This window comes from Streptomyces sp. NPDC048182 (assembly GCF_043202555.1).
GTDB lineage: Bacteria > Actinomycetota > Actinomycetes > Streptomycetales > Streptomycetaceae > Streptomyces.
Genome location: NZ_JBIDAQ010000008.1, coordinates 309021 through 327565, shown reverse-complemented (window position 1 = coordinate 327565; position 18545 = coordinate 309021). Strand labels below are relative to the sequence as shown.

Genomic DNA, 18545 nt, shown 5'->3' with positions numbered 1-18545 from the left:
ACGTCACTTCTCCATCAGCGAAGGGCACGGAAGGTCGCCAGGGCTTACAGCTCTCGGTCGATGAACTCGAACATCTCGTCGTCCGAGACGCCGTCGAGCCCGTCGAGCCCGTCGAACCCGTCGAGGTCCGTCACACCCGCCCCGGGCCGCGGGGCGCCGTTCAGCTTCGTCAGCAGGCCGTTGAGGCGGCGGGTGACCCGGCCGCGCGCCTCGTCGTCGAGCGCGAGGGCGTCCAGCCTCGACTCGATCCGGCCCAGTTCGTTGAGGACCGGATCGGCCGCGTCCCGGAGCGGCGCCGTGTCGCCCTCGGGTGAGAGGCGCACCAGGAGGTGGTCGACCAGGGTGGCGGACTCCGGGTAGTCGAACACGAGCGCTGCGGGCAGCTTCAGGCCGGTGGCCGCCGCCAGCCGGTTGCGCAGTTCGACGGCGGTCAGGGAGTCGAAGCCGAGCTCCTTGAAGGAGGTGTCCGGGCGGATGGCGTCGCGGTCGGTGTGGCCGAGGACTCCGGCGACCTGGTCGCGCACGAGGGCCAGCAGCAGCCGCTGCCGTTCGGCGGCCGGCAGTCCGGCGAGCCGCTCGGCGAGACCGTCCGCCGCCGCGGCACCCGCGGCGGCGGTCGGCCGGCTGCTCTTGGCCCCGCCCGAAGCCCTGGTGGCCAGGGCGCGCAGCAGGGCGGGCCGGGACGCGGCCGGCCGCGCGGCGACCGCCCTCGCGTCGAGGTCGAGCGCGACGACGTGCGGGCGGCCGTGTGCGTGGGCGGCGTCGAGGAGGGCCAGGCCGTCTTCGGTGGTCAGCGGGGTGAACCCGGTGCGTTTCATCCGCGCCAGGTCCGTCTCGCCGAGGTGCCCGGTCATGCCGCTGGCCGCCTGCCACAGGCCCCAGCCGATCGACAGGCCCGGGAGCCCCTGAGCCCGACGGTGCTGCATGAGGGCGTCGCAATAGGCGTTGGCAGCCGCGTAATTGGCCTGCCCCGGGCTTCCCAACGTCGCCGCCGCCGAAGAGAACACCACGAACAGACCGAGCCGCAGACCACGCGTCGCCTCGTGCAGGTTCGCCGCCGCGGCGGCCTTCGCGGCCCAGACCCCGGCCAATGTCTCGGGAGTCTGCGCGGTGACCACCGCGTCGTCCAACACGCCCGCAGCGTGCACGACGCCGGTCAGCGGGTGGGCCGGGTCGACCCCGGCGACCAGCTCGGCCACCGACCCCGGGTCACTGACGTCAGCCGCGACCACGCCGACATCGGCACCCAACGCCGACAGCCGCCCCACGAGTTCGCCGACTCCCGGAGCGTCGGCGCCACGCCGCCCGGCCAGCAGCAGATGCCGCACACCCCACTCCCGCACCAGATGCTCGGCCACCAGCCCACCCAGCACCCCCGTACCACCCGTCACCAAAACCGTGCCCACGGGATCCAGCGCAGGCCCAACCTCCAGCACCAGCTTGCCCGTATGCCTGGCCTGACTCATGAAACGGAACGCCTCCCGCGCCCGGCGCAGGGGCCACGTCCTGACCGGCAGCGAGGTCAGAGAGTCCGACGCGAACAACTCGCACAGCTCCCCCAGCATTTCGCCGATCCGGTCGGGGCCCGCGTGCGGTACCAGGTCGAAGGCCCGGTACCACGCCCCGTCGTAGGAGCGCGCGACCTCCTCGGGATCACGCTTGTCGGTCTTGCCCATGTCGACCATGCGTCCGCCTGCGGCGAGCAGCCGCAGCGAGGCGTCGGTGAACTCGTCGGCCAGGCTGTTGAGTACGAGGTCCACGCCTCGCCCGCCGGTGGCCGCACGCAGCACCCCCTCGAAGTCGAGGTCGCGGGAGGACGCCCGGTGGGCGGCGTCGATGCCCATCTCCTCGAGGACCGCGTGCTTGGCGGGACTGGCGGTCGCGTACACCTCGGCTCCGAGGTGGCGCGCGATCTGGGTGGCCGCCATGCCGACGCCACCGGTTCCGGCGTGGATGAGCACCCTCTCGCCCGCCCGGAGCCGGCCCAGGTCCACCAGGCCGTACCAGGCCGTCAGGAACACCACCGGCACGGCCGCGGCCTCTTCCAGGGTCCAGCCCTCCGGCACCGGGACCACCATCCGGGCGTCGGCGATCGCCAGCGGCGCGAACGCGCCCTCGAACAGGCCGAACACGCGGTCACCGACAGCGAGGTGCGTGACGCCCGGCCCGACCTCCGTCACCAGACCCGCGCCCTCGCTGCCCGCGAAGGTGCCCTTGTCCGGGTACATGCCCACCGCGATCAGCGCGTCGCGGAAGTTCATGCCCGCCGCCCGCACCGAGATCCGCACCTGGCCGGACTCCAGCGGCGCGAGCGCCTCCGGGGCCTCGATGACGCACAGGCTCTCCAGGGTGGCGGTGCCCTCGGAACCGAGGCGCCAGGGGAAGGTGCCGACCGGCGCGACGAGCTCTTCGGGGGCACCTGCGGGAACCATGCGGGGGGCGAGCAGTTCGCCCTCTCGGAGCGCCAGCTCGGGTTCGTCCAACTGCTCCACGGCGTGGCGCAGGGCTGGTTCGGTGAGTTCGGATCCGTCGGTGTCCACGAGCGTGAAGCGCCCCGGATTCTCCGACTGCGCGCTGCGGACCAGGCCCCACACGGAGGCCGCGGCGGCATCCACGTCGCTCTCGGCGCCGGTGGCCACCGCGCCCCGGGTGACCACCAGCAAGCGGCACTCGGTCAGCTCCGGAGCGGCCAGGAACTCCTGTACGAGGCCCAGCGCGCGTTCGGCGACGACCGCGCCGTCACGGTCGCTGTCGGCGGACCCGATGGAAGCCACCACGGCCCACGGCGCCGCAGCGCTGCCGCGCGCCACGTCGCCGAGGCCGAACCCCTCCGCGAGCGCGACCCAGCCACGCCCCTCGGACGCGCCGGGCTCCGGCACGGAGATCGGCGTCCAGTCCACGGTGTAGAGCCCGTCGACGCCGCCACGACCGGCGACGGCCAGCTGTCCTGGGTCGACGGCCCGCAGAGTCAGCGCCTGGACGCCGAGGACGGGCGCACCGGTGCCGTCGGCGATCACGACTCGCAGGTCCCGCTCGGCCGACTCGCCCTGTGGCGACAGCCGGACACGGATGCGGGTGGCCTGCCCGGCGTGAAGGGAGACGCCGTTCCAGGCGAACGGCAGCCACATCCGGCCCTCCGCGGGCGGCTGTAGAAGCATGAGCGGATGCAGGGCGGCGTCGAGGAGGGCCGGATGCATCCCGAAGCCGTCGGGTGCGCCCGCCTGTTCGGGCAACGCCACCTCGGCGAGGAGCTCTGTTCCGTGCCGCCACAGGGCCCGGAGCCCCTGGAACGCGGAGCCGTAGTCGTACCCGGCTTCCGTGGCCTCGGCGTAGAAGCCCGCGACGTCCACCGGTTCGGCACCGGCCGGAGGCCACTGGCCGGTCAGTGGGTCCGGGAGGTCGGCCGGTTCGGGACTCAGCACACCGGTGGCGTGGCACAGCCAGGTTTCGTCGCTCGCCTGGTCCGTGCGCGAGTACACGCGTACGTCCCGTCGGCCCTCCTCGTCCGCGGCGTCCACGGCGACTTGAATCCGCAGGCCCCCGGCGTCGGGCAGCACGAGGGGCGCCTGCAGGGTGAGTTCGTCCAGGGTGGCGCAGCCCGCCTCGTCGGCGGCCCGCAGCACCCACTCGACCACCGCGGCACCCGGGACCAGGACCGTCCCGGCCACCGCGTGCTCGGCCAGCCAGGACGGGGCCTTGCGGGACAACCGTCCAGTGAGCACGTACGCGTCGGCATCGGCGAGTTCCACGCAGGCGCCGAGGAGCGGGTGCTCGGCGGAGACCATGCCGAGGTCGGCAGGGTCGCCGGTGAGCCCGGTGGGTTCCTCCAGCCAGTAGTGCCGGTGTTGGAAGGCGTAGGTGGGGAGGTCGACGGTGCGGGGGGTGGTGGGTTCGGTGGGGAACCAGCGGTGCCAGTCGACGCCGGCGCCGGCGGTGAAGGCGTGCGCGGCGGCGCGGGCGAGTTGGGTGGTGTCGCCGTGGTCGCGGCGCAGGGTGGGGACGACAGTGGCGGAGACGTCCGCCTGCTCGATGGTCTCCTCGATGCCGAGGGTGAGGACGGGGTGGGGGCTGGCCTCGATGAACAGGCGGTAGCCGTCGGCGAGGAGAGTTTGGACGGTGTCGGCGAAGCGGACCTGCCGGCGCAGGTTGGTCACCCAGTACTCGGCGTCCAGACCGGTCGTGTCGGTCAGACGCTCGGCGGTGACCGTGGAGTAGAACGCCACCTCCGTGGCGGCAGGCTCGATGCCCTTCAGTCGCTCGGTCAGCAGGTCGTGGATGTCGTCGATCTGCGGGCCGTGGGAGGCGTAGCCGACGTCGATGACCCGGGCCCGAAGCCCGAGGGACTCGGCCTCGGCGACCACGGCGGCGACTTCTGCGGGCGGTCCCGAGATCACGGTGGAGGCGGGCCCGTTCACCGCCGCCACCACCACGCCCGACCGCCCGGCGATCAGTTCGGTGGCCTGTTCGGCGCCGGTACCGAGGGAAGCCATGTCCCCATGGCCCTGCAACCGGCGCAGAGCCTCGCTGCGCACGGCGACGATCCGCGCGGCGTCCTCCAGGGACAGGGCTCCGGCGACGCAGGCGGCGGCCATCTCCCCCTGCGAGTGACCGATCACAGCAGCGGGCTTGACACCGCAGTCCTCCCAGACCGCCGCGAGCGAGACCATCACCGCCCACAGCACCGGCTGCACGACCTCCACCCGGGACAGCTCACCACCGTCCCCGCGCAGCACCCCGGTCAGCGACCAGTCCACATACGGCGCCAACGCCCGCTCGCACTCGGCGATCCGGGCGGCGAACACCGGCGACTCCTCCAACAGCCGGGCACCCATCCCCACCCACTGCGAGCCCTGCCCCGGAAACACCAGCACCGGACCCGGCCCCACCGAACCCGCCACCCCCGACACCACACCAGCCGAAGCCTCACCCGAAGCCAAAGCCTCCAGCCCCGCAGTCAGCTCCTCACGCCCCCGCCCCACCACCACCGCCCGGTGCTCGAAGGCCGACCGCGTACTGACGAGCGACCAAGCCACCTCAGTCGGAGAGACCTCTCCGGACACGAAGTCACCCAACCGCCGAGCCTGCCCCCGCAGCGCATCCCCGGTCCGCCCGGAAACCACCCACGGCACCACCGACCCCTCGGACTCCGGTACCGCAGGCCGTGCTCCCTCGGGCGCCTCCTCCAGGATCACGTGCGCGTTGGTCCCCGAGATGCCGAAGGACGACACCCCGGCCCGCCGGGGACGCTCACCGCGTGCCCACGGAACCGGCTCCGTCAGCAGCCGTACCCCGCCGGCGTCCCACTCCACGTGCGGGGTCGGCTCGTCCACGTGCAGGGTGGCGGGCAGCAGCTCGTGCTGGAGGGCTAGCACCATCTTGATGACCCCGGCCACACCGGCGGCGGCCTGGGTGTGACCGATGTTCGACTTCACCGAGCCGAGCCACAGCGGCCGGTCCGAGGAGCGCCCTCGGCCGTAGGTGGCGAGGAGTGCCTGCGCCTCGATGGGGTCGCCCAGCGTCGTACCCGTGCCGTGCGCCTCCACCACGTCCACGTCGTCGGGGTGGTGTCCGGCACCGGCCAGGGCCGCGCGGATGACCCGCTCCTGCGAGGGCCCGTTGGGGGCGGTCATGCCGTTGCTCGCACCGTCCTGGTTCACGGCCGAGCCCCGGATCACGGCGAGGACGTGGTGGCCGTTGCGGCGGGCGTCGGAGAGCCGCTCCAGGACGACAAGCCCGGCGCCCTCGCCCCAGCCCGTCCCGTCGGCGCTCGCCGCGAACGACTTGCAGCGGCCGTCGGGGGCCAGGCCGCGCTGCCTCGAGAACTCCACGAAGGTGTTCGGCGTGGCCATCACGGTCGCGCCGCCCGCGAGGGCCAGCTCGCACTCGCCCTGGCGCAGCGCCTGCGCCGCCAGGTGCATCGCCACCAGCGAGGAGGAGCACGCCGTGTCCACGGTGATGGCGGGGCCTTCGAGGCCGAAGGTGTAGGCGACCCGGCCGGAGGCCACGCTGGGCGTGCTGCCGGTCATGATGCGGCCCTCGTAGCCGTCCGGTTTGCGGGCGAGGAAGCGGGAGCCGTAGTCGTCGTACATGATCCCGGTGATGACGCCGCACGGGGTGCCGCGCAGGGTCGCCGGGTCGATGCCGGCGTGCTCGAGGGCCTGCCAGGCGGTCTCCAGGAGCAGCCGCTGCTGCGGGTCGGTGGCGGCGGCCTCGCGGGGGCTGATGCCGAAGAAGCCGGCGTCGAACCGGGCGGCGTCGTAGAGGAAGCCGCCTTCCCTGGTGTAGCTGCGGCCGACCTGGTCGGGGTCGGGGTCGAAGAGGCCCGGCACGTCCCAGCCGCGGTCCTCGGGGAAGGGGCCTATCGCGTCCGTGCCGTCGGCGAGGAGTGCCCACAGCTCCTGCGGCGAGGCCACGCCGCCGGGGTAGCGGCAGGCCATGCCGACGATGGCGATGGGGTCGTCGTCGGTGGCCACGGCGCGCACCGCCGTCGCCACGGGGGCGGCGTCCCGGTCGGCGTCGGGCAGGTGCGAGCGCAGGTGGTCCACCAGGGCGCCCGGACTGGGGTGGTCGAAGACGAGCGTGGCGGGCAGCCGGATGCCCGTGGCCGCCGAGAGGCGGTTGCGCAGCTCCAGGGCGGTCAGCGAGTCGAAGCCCAACTCCTGGAAGGCGCGGTGCAGTTCGATGGAGTGAGGTGAGGGGTGCGCCAGTACGGTCGCGATCTGCTCGCGGATCAGCTCGGTCAGGGCGCGGTCCCGGTCGGCGGCGGGCAGCGCGGCCGTGCGGGCGCTCCAGGAGGTGGGTGAGCCGTCCGGGGCGGTGTCGGTGGCCGCCCGCGGCCGGGGGGCGCGTACCAGGCCCCGCAGGGTGGGCGGCAGCGTGCCGGCGACGGCCTGGCCGCGGAGCACACCGCGGTCGAAGCGGGTGGCGAGCACCGTGTCGTGCGGGGCCGTCAGGGCCGCGTCGAAGAGGGCGAGGGCCTGGTCGTCGGTCAGGCCCGCCACGCCGGTGCGGTGGATGCGGGCGCGGTCGGTGTCGCCGAGCCGTGCGGCCATGCCGCCGGAAGCCGACTCCCACAGGCCCCAGGCCAGCGAGGTGGCCGGGAGTCCCTCGGCGCGGCGGTGGGCGGCGAGGGCGTTGAGGAAGGCGTTGGCAGCCGCGTAGTTGGCCTGGCCGGCGTTGCCGAGGACGGACGCGCCGGAGGAGAAGAGGACGAAGGCCGCGAGGTCCGACTCACGGGTGAGCCGGTGCAGTTGCCAGGCGGCGTCGGCCTTCGGCGCCAGGACGGCGTCCAGCCGGTCGGGGGTCATTCCCGCGACGAGGCTGTCGTCGATGACGCCCGCGGTGTGCACGACGGCGGTCAGCGGGTGGGCGGCGGGGATGCCGGAGAGGAGCCCGGCGAGAGCGTCCGCGTCGGTGAGGTCGCACGCCGCGACGCGCACGTCGACGCCGGCCAGTTCCATCCGCAGTGCGGCGAGGCCCTCGGCGGCCTCGCCCCGGCGGCTGGCAAGGAGCAGGTGGCGGGCGCCGTGCGCGGTGGCCAGGTGGCGGGCGACGGCTCGGCCGAGGCCACCGGTGCCGCCGGTGATCAGTACGGTGCCCCCGGGGTCCAGACGCGGCGTGACGGCGTCGGGCCTCGGTCCCATGACGGTGTCGGACCGCGAGCCTGTGCCGGCGTCGGACCGCGACCCTGTGCCGGTGTCGGGCCTCGGCCTCGTGACGGCGACGCGCGGCACGAGGGCGGTGCCCGCGCGCAGGGCGAGCTGTGTCTCGCCCTGGGCCCTCGCCGCGGCGAGCGCGGCCGGCAGGGCGCGGCGCGACGCGGCGTCCTGGTCCATGTCCACCAGCAGGATCCTGTCGGGCTGCTCGGCCTGCACGGCGCGGACCAGGCCCCACAGCGGGGCGGTGGCCAGGTCGGCCGCGGCATCGTCGACGGCTACGGCACCGCTGGTGAGGACCACGAGTCGCGCGGAGGCGAGGCTTTCCTCGGCGAGCCAGCCCCGCAGCAGCTCCAGGGCGCGGTGGGCATGCGTCCGCACCCGCGCCGGGACCCCGTCGGCCAGGTCGCCGGAGGTGCTGAGGTCGCCGGACGTGCTGCGGTCGCCGGAAGGGAAGGCCGCGAAGACGATGTCCGGCGCGGCCTCGTCCTCCGCCACCGCGGCCACCAGCGCGGCCAGGTCCCGGTGGCACGCCGCGGGCCCGATCCCCGCGTCGTCGGCCCCCAGCACGGCCCAGGAGCCGGCGGCCTCCTCGGGCGCGGCGGGCAGCGGGAGTTCCTGCCACTCCAGGCGGTGCAGCGGCAGGCCGGTCGTGCCGGCAGAGCGCCAGCGGTCGGCGGGGACCAGCCGCAGCCGCAGCGCCTCGACGGCGGCGACGGGCGCGCCGTCGGTGCCGGTCAGGGTCAGCCGTAGCCGGTCGTCGCCCTGGGGAGTGAGCCGGACCCGGAGCCGGGTCGGGCCCGAGGCGTAGTGGCGTACGTTGCTGAAGGAGAACGGCAGCCGCACCGGGGCGTCGCCCTCTCCCTGGGCGTACAGCTCGTCCACGGCGTGCAGGGCGGCGTCCAGGAGTGCGGGGTGGAGGGCGAACTCCTCGGCCTCGCCGCACTGTTCGTCGTCGAGGCGGACATCGGCGTACAGGTCGTCGCCGTGCCGCCAGGCGGCGTGGACGGCGCGGAAGGCGGGCCCGTAGCCGTAGCCCTGCTCGTCGAGGCGGGCGTACAGGGCGTCGACGTCCAGGGCGGTGGCACCGGCGGGCGGCCAGGCGCCGTCGGAGGCGGGTGGTCCGGTGGGCGCGCCCGCCGCGAGGACGCCGGTGGCGTGGCGGCGCCAGCCCGCCGCTTCGTCGTCATCGGCGTCGTCGGCGGGGCGGGCGTGGACGGTCAGGGTTCGGCGGCCGTTCGCGTCCGGTGCGGCGAGGGCGAGTTGGACGCTGACCGTGCCGGTGTCGTCGAGCAGCAGCGGTGCTTCGAGGGTCAGGTCGTCGATGGTGTCGCAGTCGGCGTGCCGCCCCGCGAGCAGCGCGAGTTCCACGAAGGCGGTGCCGGGCAGCGGCACCCTGCCCGCGATGGAGTGGTCGGCGAGCCAGGGATGCGTACGCAGGGAGAGCCGTCCGGCGAGCAGCAGACCGCCGTCGGCCTGCCGGATGACGGCGGGCAGCAGCGGGTGCCCGGTCTCGGTGAGGTCGGCGGCGCGGGCGGGGGCGGAGGTGTCCGGGGGCGAGCGCCAGTACCGTCGGCGCTGGAACCGGTAGGTGGGTAGCGGCAGTTGTTCCGTGTCGGCCGGGAGGAGCGAGGTGAAGTCGGCCGGCTGGCCGTCGGCGTGGAGCGCTGCGAGAGCGGTGAGGAAGGTGTGCTCCTCGTCGTGTCCGGCACGCAGGAGGGCGGCGATCACCGGCGGAGCCGCCTCGTCCGAGGCCGATGTCGATGCCGGGCCCCTGTCCGCGTCCCGGTCGGAGTAGGGATCGGGGCCCGAGAGGCAGTCCTGGACCATGGTGGCGAGGACCGGGTCCGGCCCCAACTCCAGGTAGCGCACCACGTTCTGGCCGTCGAGCGTGCGTACCCCGTCGAAGAACCGCACGGGCCGGCGGACGTGCCGCACCCAGTACTCGGGGTCGGCGAGCAGGCGCGCGTCGGCGAGTTCACCCGTGAGGTTGGAGACGACGGGGAGCGTCGGCGCGTGGAAGGTCAGCGTGCGGACCACGCGCCGGAAGTCGTCCAGCATCGGCTCGATCAGCGGCGAGTGGAAGGCGTGGCTGACGTTGAGGCGCTTGGTCTTGGTCCCGCGCCCGCGCAGCAGCTCCTGGACCTCGGCCACGGCATCGGCCGCGCCGGACAGGACGACGGTGGCGGGCCCGTTGACGGCGGCGAGCGCGAGCCGCTCCTCCCGCCCGTCGAGCAGCGGCAGTACGTCGTCCTCGCCCGCCTGCACGGCGAGCATGGCGCCGCCGGCGGGCAGCGCCTGCATCAGCCGCCCTCGGGCGGCGACCAGCGCACAGGCGTCCGGCAGCGAGAGGACCCCGGCCGCGTGCGCGGCGGCGATCTCGCCGACGGAGTGGCCGGTGAGGTGGCTGGGGGTGACGCCGAAGGAGGTGACCAGGCGGTACAGGGCCACTTCGAGGGCGAACAGGGCGGCCTGGGTCACACCGGTCTGGTGCAGCGCGGCGGCCTGCGCGGAGTCGGCCGGGGCGAACAGGGTCTGCTTGAGCGGCTGTTCGAGCAGTGGGTCCAGGTGGGCGCAGACCTCGTCCAGGGCCTCGGCGAAGACGCCGAAGGCGGCGTACAACCGCGCTCCCGCGCCGGGCCGTTGGCTGCCCTGGCCGGTGAAGAGGAAGGCGGTGCCACCGGGGCGGGCCGGGCCCGGGCCGCGCGTGAGGGCCGGGTGGGTGCGTCCGGCGGCGAGGGCGTCCAGCGCCGCCGCCCGCTGCTCGCGGTCGGCGCCGAGCACCACCGCGCGGTACTCGAAGAGGGAACGGCGCAGCAGCGTGCCGCCGACGTCGGCCGCCGGGGCGTCGGCGTGTGCGGCCAGCGCGTCGGCCTGGGCGCTCAGGGCCGGGGCGCTGCGCGCGGACAGCACCCACGGCACCGTCCGCCGCTCGTCGCGGGCCGGCCGCGGGCCCTCCTCCGCGCCCGCGGCCTCCGCGGGGGGTTCCTCGATGATCAGGTGCGCGTTCGTTCCCGAGATGCCGAAGGAGGAGACGCCGGCGCGGCGCGGGCGTTCGCCGCGCGGCCAGGGCACCGGCTCGGTGAGCAGGCGCACCGCGCCCGCCTCCCAGTCCGCGTGCGGGGTGGGCTCGTCGACGTGCAGGGTGGCGGGCAGCGTCGCGTGCCGCAGCGCCATGATCATCTTGATCAGGCCCGCCGCGCCCGCCGCGCCCTGCGTGTGGCCGATGTTGGACTTGACCGAGCCGAGCCACAGCGGCCGGTCGGCGTGCCGTTCCTGGCCGTAGGTGGCGAGGAGCGCGTCGGCCTCGATGGGGTCGCCGAGCCGGGTGCCGGTGCCGTGCGCCTCGACGGCGTCCACCTCGGCGGGCGAGAGCCGGGCCGCGGCCAGCGCCTCCCGGATGACGCGCTGCTGGGAGGGGCCGTTGGGCGCGGTGAGCCCGTTGCTCGCGCCGTCCTGGTTGACCGCCGAGCCGCGGATGACGGCGAGCACGCGGTGTCCGGCCCTGCGGGCGTCGGAGAGCCGCTCGAGGACGAGGAGGCCGGCGCCCTCGGAGAACGCGGTGCCGTCGGCGGCCGACGCGAACGGCTTGCACCGCCCGTCGGCGGCGAGGCCGCGCTGGCGGGAGAACTCCGTGAACACGTACGGGGTGGTCATCACGGTGACCCCGCCCGCGAGGGCGAGATCGCACTCGTGCCGGCGCAGCGCGTGGGCCGCCAGGTGCACGGCGACGAGCGACGACGAGCACGCAGTGTCGATCGTCACCGCCGGGCCTTCGAGGCCGAAGGTGTAGGCGAGCCGGCCCGAGAGCACGCTCGGGGCGCTGCCGGTGACCAGGTAGCCCTCGGCCGCCGCGTCGATGTGCGGGGTGCCGAAGCCGGGCAGGGCCGCGCCCGCGTACACGCCGGTGCGGCTGCCCTGCAGGGAGTGCGGGTCGATGCCGGCGCGCTCCAGCGCCTCCCAGGCGCACTCGAGGAGCTGCCGCTGCTGCGGGTCGAGGACCTGCGCCTCGCGCGGGCTGATGCCGAAGAACTCCGGGTCGAACAGGTCGGCGTCGTGGACGAAGCCGCCCTCGCGGGCGTAGGTGGTGCCCGGGTGGTCGGGGTCGGGGTGGAAGAGCCGTTCCAGGTCCCAGCCGCGGTTGTCGGGGAAGGCGCCCAGGGCGTGGCCGCCCGCGGTGAGCAGGTTCCACAGGTCCTCGGGGGAGCGGACGCCGCCGGGGTAGCGGCATGCCGTCTCGACCACGGCCACGGGTTCCTGGCCGCGTTCTTCCGCCTCGCGCAGCCGCTGCCGGGTGGCGTGCAGGTCCGCCGAGACACGCTTGAGGTAGTCGACCAGTTTCTCTTCGCTCACCATGTGCGCAATCGCTCCCTGGCGGTGATCGCGGGGTGCCGGGCCGGCAAGGGCCTCACACCCCGAGTTCGTTGTCGATGAAGTCGAGTACCTGCTCGGCGGTGGCCGCCTCCAGGTGGTCCGCGGCAGCGCCGTCGTCGGTGTCGGCCGTCGTGAAGCGGGCGAGCAGTTCCTCCAGGCGGGCGGCGACCGCGGCCTGGTCGAGTCCCTGCGAGACGGCGAGGGACAAGGTGTGCTCGACTCGGGCCACCTCCTTCAGGACGTCCGCCGTCACGTCTCCGGCCGGGGCCGCCGCGCCGTCGGCGGCGAGCCGCTCGACCAGGTGGGCGGCGAGCACGTGGGCCTGCGGGTAGTCGAAGACCAGGGCCGCGGGCAGCTTGAGTCCGGTCGCGGCGGCGAGCCGGTTGCGCAGCTCGACGGCGGTCAGCGAGTCGAGGCCCAGCTCCTTGAACGGCGTCTCCACCTGCACGGCGCCCGGGTCGGCGTGCCCGAGCACCCCGGCCGCGTGGGTGCGGACCAGGTCGGTGATCAGCTCCAGTCGCTCTTCCGGCCGCAGGGCGGCGAGCCTGCCGGGCCAGTCCGTCGCCGTCGCGCCGGACGCGGCCGCCGTCGGCCTGGCCGCGCCCGGTGACCCGGCTGCCGCCAGGGCGCGCAGTACGGCCGGGACCGGGGCGTCGGAACCCGCCGGGACACGGGGGTCCAGATCCATGGCGAGCAGGTCGGGGCGGCCGTGGGCGCGTGCGGCGTCCAGCAGGGCGCAGCCGCGGGCCGCGCTGGTGGGCTTGATGCCGTACCGGTCGATGCGGGCCCGGTCGGCCGTCGAGAGGGACCCGGTCAGGCCGCCTCCCCCCTCCCACAGTCCCCACGCCACGGACACGCCCGCGAGGCCCCGGGCCCGGCGGTGCGCGGCGAGGGCGTCGCAGTAGGCGTTGGCGGCCGAGTAGTTGGCCTGGCCCGGTGTGCCGAGGGTGGAGGCGAAGGAGGAGCAGAGCACGAACATGCCGAGGCGCAGCTCCCGGGTGGCCTCGTGCAGTGCGCGCGCGGCGGCGGCCTTGGTCGCCCATACCCGGGCGAGCCGCTCGGGGCTCTGGGAGCCGATGAGCGCGTTGTCGAGCGCACCGGCGGCGTGCACGACCCCCGTCAGCGGGTGCGCCGGATCGACCCCGGCGACCAGCGCGGCCACCGCCGCCGGCTCGCTCACGTCGGCGGCTGCGAAGGCGACGGTGGCGCCGAGACCTTCGAGGCGGGAGGCGAGGCCGTCGTCGGCTCCGCCGCGGCTGACCAGCAGCAGCCGGCGGCACTGGCCGGTGCGGGCGAGGTGTTCGGCCACCGCCGCTCCGATGGTGCCGGTGCCGCCGGTGACGAGGACGGTGCCCTCGGGGTCGAGCGGGGCGGGCACGTCGAGCACGAGCTTGCCGGTGTGCTTGGCCTGGCTCATGAGCCGGAACGCCTCCCGCGCCCTGCCCAGCGGCCAGGCACTGACGGGCAGCGCCCGCAGAGCGCCGGAGGCGAACAGCGGGCCGAGGCGCCGGAGCATCCCGCGCAACCGCTCGGGCCCGGCATCGGCGACCAGGTCGAACGCCCGGTAGGACACTCCGCGGTGTTCGCGGGCGACCAGCTCCGGATCGCGCGGATCGGTCTTGCCCATCTCCAGGAACCGGCCGCCGTCGGACAGCAACCGCAGCGACCCGTCGAGGAGTTCACCGGTGAGGCTGTTGAGTACGACGTCCACACCCCGCCCGCCGGTCGCCGCGCGGAAGGCGTCCTCGAAACCGAGGTCCCGGGACGACGCCCGGTGCGCGGCGTCGATGCCCATCTCCTCCAGAACCCCGTGCTTGGCCGCACTCGCCGTCGCGAACACCTCGGCACCCAGATACCGGGCGATCTGCACCGCCGCCATCCCCACACCACCAGTCGCGGCATGGATCAGCACCCGCTCCCCCGCCCCGACCCCCGCCAACTCCACCAACCCGTACCACGCCGTGAGGAACGCGGCGGGGGCGGCGGCGGCCTGCCGGGTGCTCCAGCCGTCCGGGACGGGAGCCAGCGTCCGCGCGTCGGCGACGGCCCACGGCCCGAAGGCGCCGTCCAGCATGCCCATCACCCGGTCGCCCACGGCCAGGTCCGTGACACCGGGACCGGCCTCGGTCACGACTCCGGCGGCCTCGGTGCCGGGCAGGGCGTCCGCGTCCGGGTACATGCCGAGCGCTATGAGTACGTCCCGGAAGTTGACGCCCGCCGCGTGGACCGCGACGCGTACCTGCCCCGGCGCCAGTGATCGCGACGCCTCGTCGCAGGCCACGGCCGTGACGCCGTCCAGTGTCCCGGACTGTCCGGCGGTCAGCCGCCATGCCCGGGCGCCCGGCGGGCAGCCGAACTCGGCGGGCCCGGTGGTCCGCGCCCACCTCGGCACGAGCACCTGCGCACCCCGCAGGGCCACCTGCGGCTCGTCCGCCTCCACGGCACGCCGTATCGCGGCCACCGCGTCCCGGTCGACCGGCCGGTCGGAGTCGAGCAGCAGGAATCGGCCCGGGTTCTCCGACTGGGCACTGCGTACGAGGCCCCAGACGGCCGCACCCGCGAGGTCCGGCCCGTGGAGCACGCCGGAGCCATCCACGTCCATGGCACCCCGGGTGACCAGGGCGAGCCGCGCCTGCTCCAGGCTCGGCGCGGCAAGGAACTCCTGGACGAGCGCCAGCACCCTGGTCGTGACGGCGAGTTCGTCTCCGTCGGAGGTGTCCACGGCCGCGAGGACCACGGCCGGCGCGGGCACGTCGGCGGCCGGCTCGCCCAGGTCGAGACCGTCCAGCGCCGTCACCTCGATGGGGTCGCTGTCCGAGGCCGGTACGGGAAGGGGCGTCCACCGCGTCTCGTACAGCCCGTCCGTGCCGGATCCCGCGGCGGCGCGTACCTGCTGGGCGCTGGTCGGCCGCAGCCGCAGCTCCGCGACGTCGAGCACGGGCCCGCCGGCCGGGTCGGTCACCGTCAGGCGGACCGTGTCCTCGGTGCCTCCGCCCGGCCCGGCGAGCCGGACCCGCACGGCGGTGGCCTCGGTGGCCCACAGCGACACACCGCTCCAGGTGAACGGCAGCCGCACCTGCCCTTCGTCGGCCGGGTCCGGCTCCCGCCGCGCGAGGAGCGGGTGCAGCGCGGCGTCGAGGAGCGCCGGGTGGATTCCGAAACCGGCCGGAGGACCGGCCTGTTCGGGCAGCTCCACCTCCGCGAGCAGGTCCGGGCCGTGCCGCCACAGCGCCCGCAGCCCCTGGAAGGCCGGGCCGTACGCGTATCCGTCGGCGGCCACCCGCCCGTAGAAGCCGTCCAACTCGACCGGCTCGGCCCCCGCCGGCGGCCACTGCCCGGTCTCCTGCCGCGGACGTGCCGCCGGCTCGCGGCCCAGCTCGCCCACGGCGTGGCACAGCCACCCGGTCCCGTCCTGTTCCGCGCGTTCCGGGCGCGAGTACACGCTGACGCCGCACCGCCCCTGTTCGTCGGCCGGACCCACGGCGACCTGGACCTGAAGGCCCCCGGCGTCGGGCAGCACGAGGGGCGCCTGCAGGGTGAGTTCGTCCAGGGTGGCGCAGCCCGCCTCGTCGGCGGCGCGCAGCACCCACTCCACCAGGGCGGCACCCGGGACCAGCACGGTCCCGGCCACCACGTGCTCGCCGACCCAGCCGCCGCCCTTGGCCGAGACGTGCCCGTTGAGCACCAGTCCTCCGTCGGCGAGGGCGACCGAGGTGGGCAGCTGTGCGTGCCCCGACCCGTGACCCGCCCCGGAGCGGGTGCCGTCGATGCCACGGGCCACGGCGTCGGCGAGCCAGTAGCGGCGGCGTTGGAAGGCGTAGGTGGGGAGGTCGACGGTGCGGGGGGTGGCGGGCTCGGTGGGGAACCAGCGGTGCCAGTCGATGCCGGCGCCGGCGGTGAAGGCGTGGGCGGCGGCACGGGCCAGTTGGGTGGTGTCGCCGTGGTCGCGGCGCAGGGTGGGGACGACGGTGGCCGGGACGTCGGCCTGCTCGATGGTCTCCTCGATGCCGAGGGTGAGGACGGGGTGGGGGCTGGCCTCGATGAACAGGCGGTAGCCGTCGGCGAGAAGGGTCTCGACGGTGTCGGCGAAGCGGACCTGCCGGCGCAGGTTGGTCACCCAGTACTCGGCATCCAGACCGGTGGTGTCGGCCATGCGCTCGGCGGTGACGGTGGAGTAGAACGCCACCTCCGTAGCGGCGGGCTGAATGCCGGCGAGCCGCTCGGTCAACTGGTCGTGGATCTCGTCGATCTGCGGGCCGTGGGAGGCGTAGCCGACGTCGATGACCCGGGCCCGAAGCCCGAGGGACTCGGCATCGGCCACCACCGCGGCGACTTCTGCCGGTGGTCCCGAGATCACCGTCGAGGCGGGTCCGTTCACCGCCGCCACCACCACACCCGACCGCCCGGCGATCAGTTCACCGGCCTGCTCAGCACCGGTACCGAGGGAAGCCATGTCCCCATGCCCCTGCAACCGGCGCAGAGCCTCACTGCGCACGGCGACCACCCGCGCCGCGTCCTCCAGCGACAGCGCCCCGGCCACGCAGGCGGCGGCCATCTCCCCCTGCGAGTGACCGATCACAGCGGCGGGCTTGACACCGTAGTCCTCCCAGACGGCAGCCAGCGAGACCATCACGGCCCACAGCACCGGCTGCACGACCTCCACCCGGGACAACTCACCACCGTCCCCGCGCAGCACACCCGTCAGCGACCAGTCCACATACGCCGACAGCGCCTGCTCGCACTCGGCGATCCGGGCGGCGAACACCGGCGACTCCTCCAACAGCCGCGCACCCATCCCCACCCACTGCGAACCCTGCCCCGGAAACACCAGCACCGGACCCGGCCCCACCGAACCCGCCACCCCCGACACCACATCGGGAGACACCCCACCCGACGCCACAGCCTCCAGCCCGGCAGTAAGCTCCTCGCGACTCTCCCCCACCACCACAGCCCGGTGCTCGAACACCGACCGCGTGGCGACCAACGACCAGCCCACCTCCACCTCAGACACACCCGGGTCACCCTCGACGAACTCACCCAACCGCCGAGCCTGCCCCCGCAGCGCTTCCCCGGTCCGCCCGGAGACCACCCACGGCACCACCACCGGGTCGTCCGCGGGGTCGGGCGCCTCCGAAGCCGCCTTTTCCGGCTCCGGCGCCTGCTCCAGGATCAGATGCGCGTTCGTGCCGGAGATCCCGAACGCGGAGATCCCGGCGCGGCGGGGGCGGCCGGTGTCCGGCCACCGGGTGGGGGTGGTGACGACTTCGACGGCTCCCGAATCCCAGTCGACGTGCGGGCTCAGTTCCTCGACGTGGAGCGTGGCGGGCACCATGCCGTTGCGCATCGCCATGACCGTCTTGATGACGCCCGCGACCCCGGCGGTGGCGTGGGTGTGGCCGATGTTGGACTTGAGGGAGCCGAGCAGCAGGGGCCGCTCCCGGTGCCGGCCGTAGGTGGCGAGCAGGGCGCCGGCCTCGATGGGGTCGCCGAGCCGAGTGCCGGTGCCGTGCGCCTCGACCGCGTCCACGTCGGCGGCTGTGAGACGGGCGTTGGCCAGGGCGGCGCGGATGACCTGCTCCTGCGCGGCGTCGTTCGGAGCGGTCAGGCCGTTGCTCGCGCCGTCCTGGTTCACGGCCGAGCCGCGGATCACGGCGAGGATGTTCCGGCCGTTGCGGCGCGCGTCGGAGAGGCGTTCCAGGAGGATCAGGCCGATGCCCTCGGAGAAGCCGGTGCCGTCGGCGGCAGCCGCGAACGGCTTGCAGCGGCCGTCCGGGGACAGGCCCCGCTGGCGGCAGAACTCGGTGAACATCAGCGGGCTCGACAGCACGAGCACTCCGCCCGCGAGGGCCAGGTCGCACTCGCGCTGGCGCAGCGCCTGGGCCGCCAGGTGGATCGCGACGAGTGAGGAGGAGCAGGCCGTGTCGACGGTGACCGCCGGGCCCTCCAGGCCGTAGGTGTACGCCACCCGGCCGGAGATGACGCTGGTGAGGCTGCCGGTGGTGGCGTGACCCTCGAATCCGTCGGGTATGCGGGGCAGTTGGGACAGGTAGTCCTCGCTGGACACCCCGGCGTAGACGCCGGTGCGGCTGCCCTTGAGGGTGGCGGGGTCGATGCCCGAGCGCTCGAAGAGCTCCCAGGACGTCTCCAGCATGAGCCGCTGCTGCGGATCCATCGCGAGGGCCTCGCGCGGGCTGATCCCGAAGAAGTCGGCGTCGAAGGAGCCGGCGTCGTCGACGAACCCGCCGTGGCGCACGTAGCTGGTGCCGTAGTGGGCGGGGTCCGGGTGGTAGAGCGCCTCCAGGTCCCAGCCGCGGTCCGTGGGGAAGTCCTCGATGGCGTCCTTGCCCGCGGCGACCAGGTCCCAGAGGTCCTCCGCCGACGCCACGCCGCCGGGGAAGCGGCAGGCCATGCCCACCAGGGCCACCGGCTCCACCTGACGGTCCTCCGCCTGCACCAGGCGCCGGCGGGTGTCGTGGAGATCGGTGGTCACCCTGCGCAGGTACTCGACCAGTTGCT

Annotated in this window: 2 protein-coding genes; both read right to left on the bottom strand. The window is 74.7% G+C overall.

From position 1 onward, the window contains the following. Window positions 1-44: 44 nt before the first annotated feature. Window positions 45-12020, bottom strand: coding sequence for an SDR family NAD(P)-dependent oxidoreductase (locus ACGFZL_RS18685; protein ID WP_407078456.1), 11976 nt, complete (start codon window positions 12018-12020; stop codon window positions 45-47). 43 nt (window positions 12021-12063) lie between these two features. Next, window positions 12064-18519 (bottom strand): SDR family NAD(P)-dependent oxidoreductase, encoded by a 6456-nt coding sequence (locus ACGFZL_RS18680; protein WP_393692979.1) that lies wholly within the window; start codon window positions 18517-18519, stop codon window positions 12064-12066. Window positions 18520-18545: the final 26 nt, after the last annotated feature.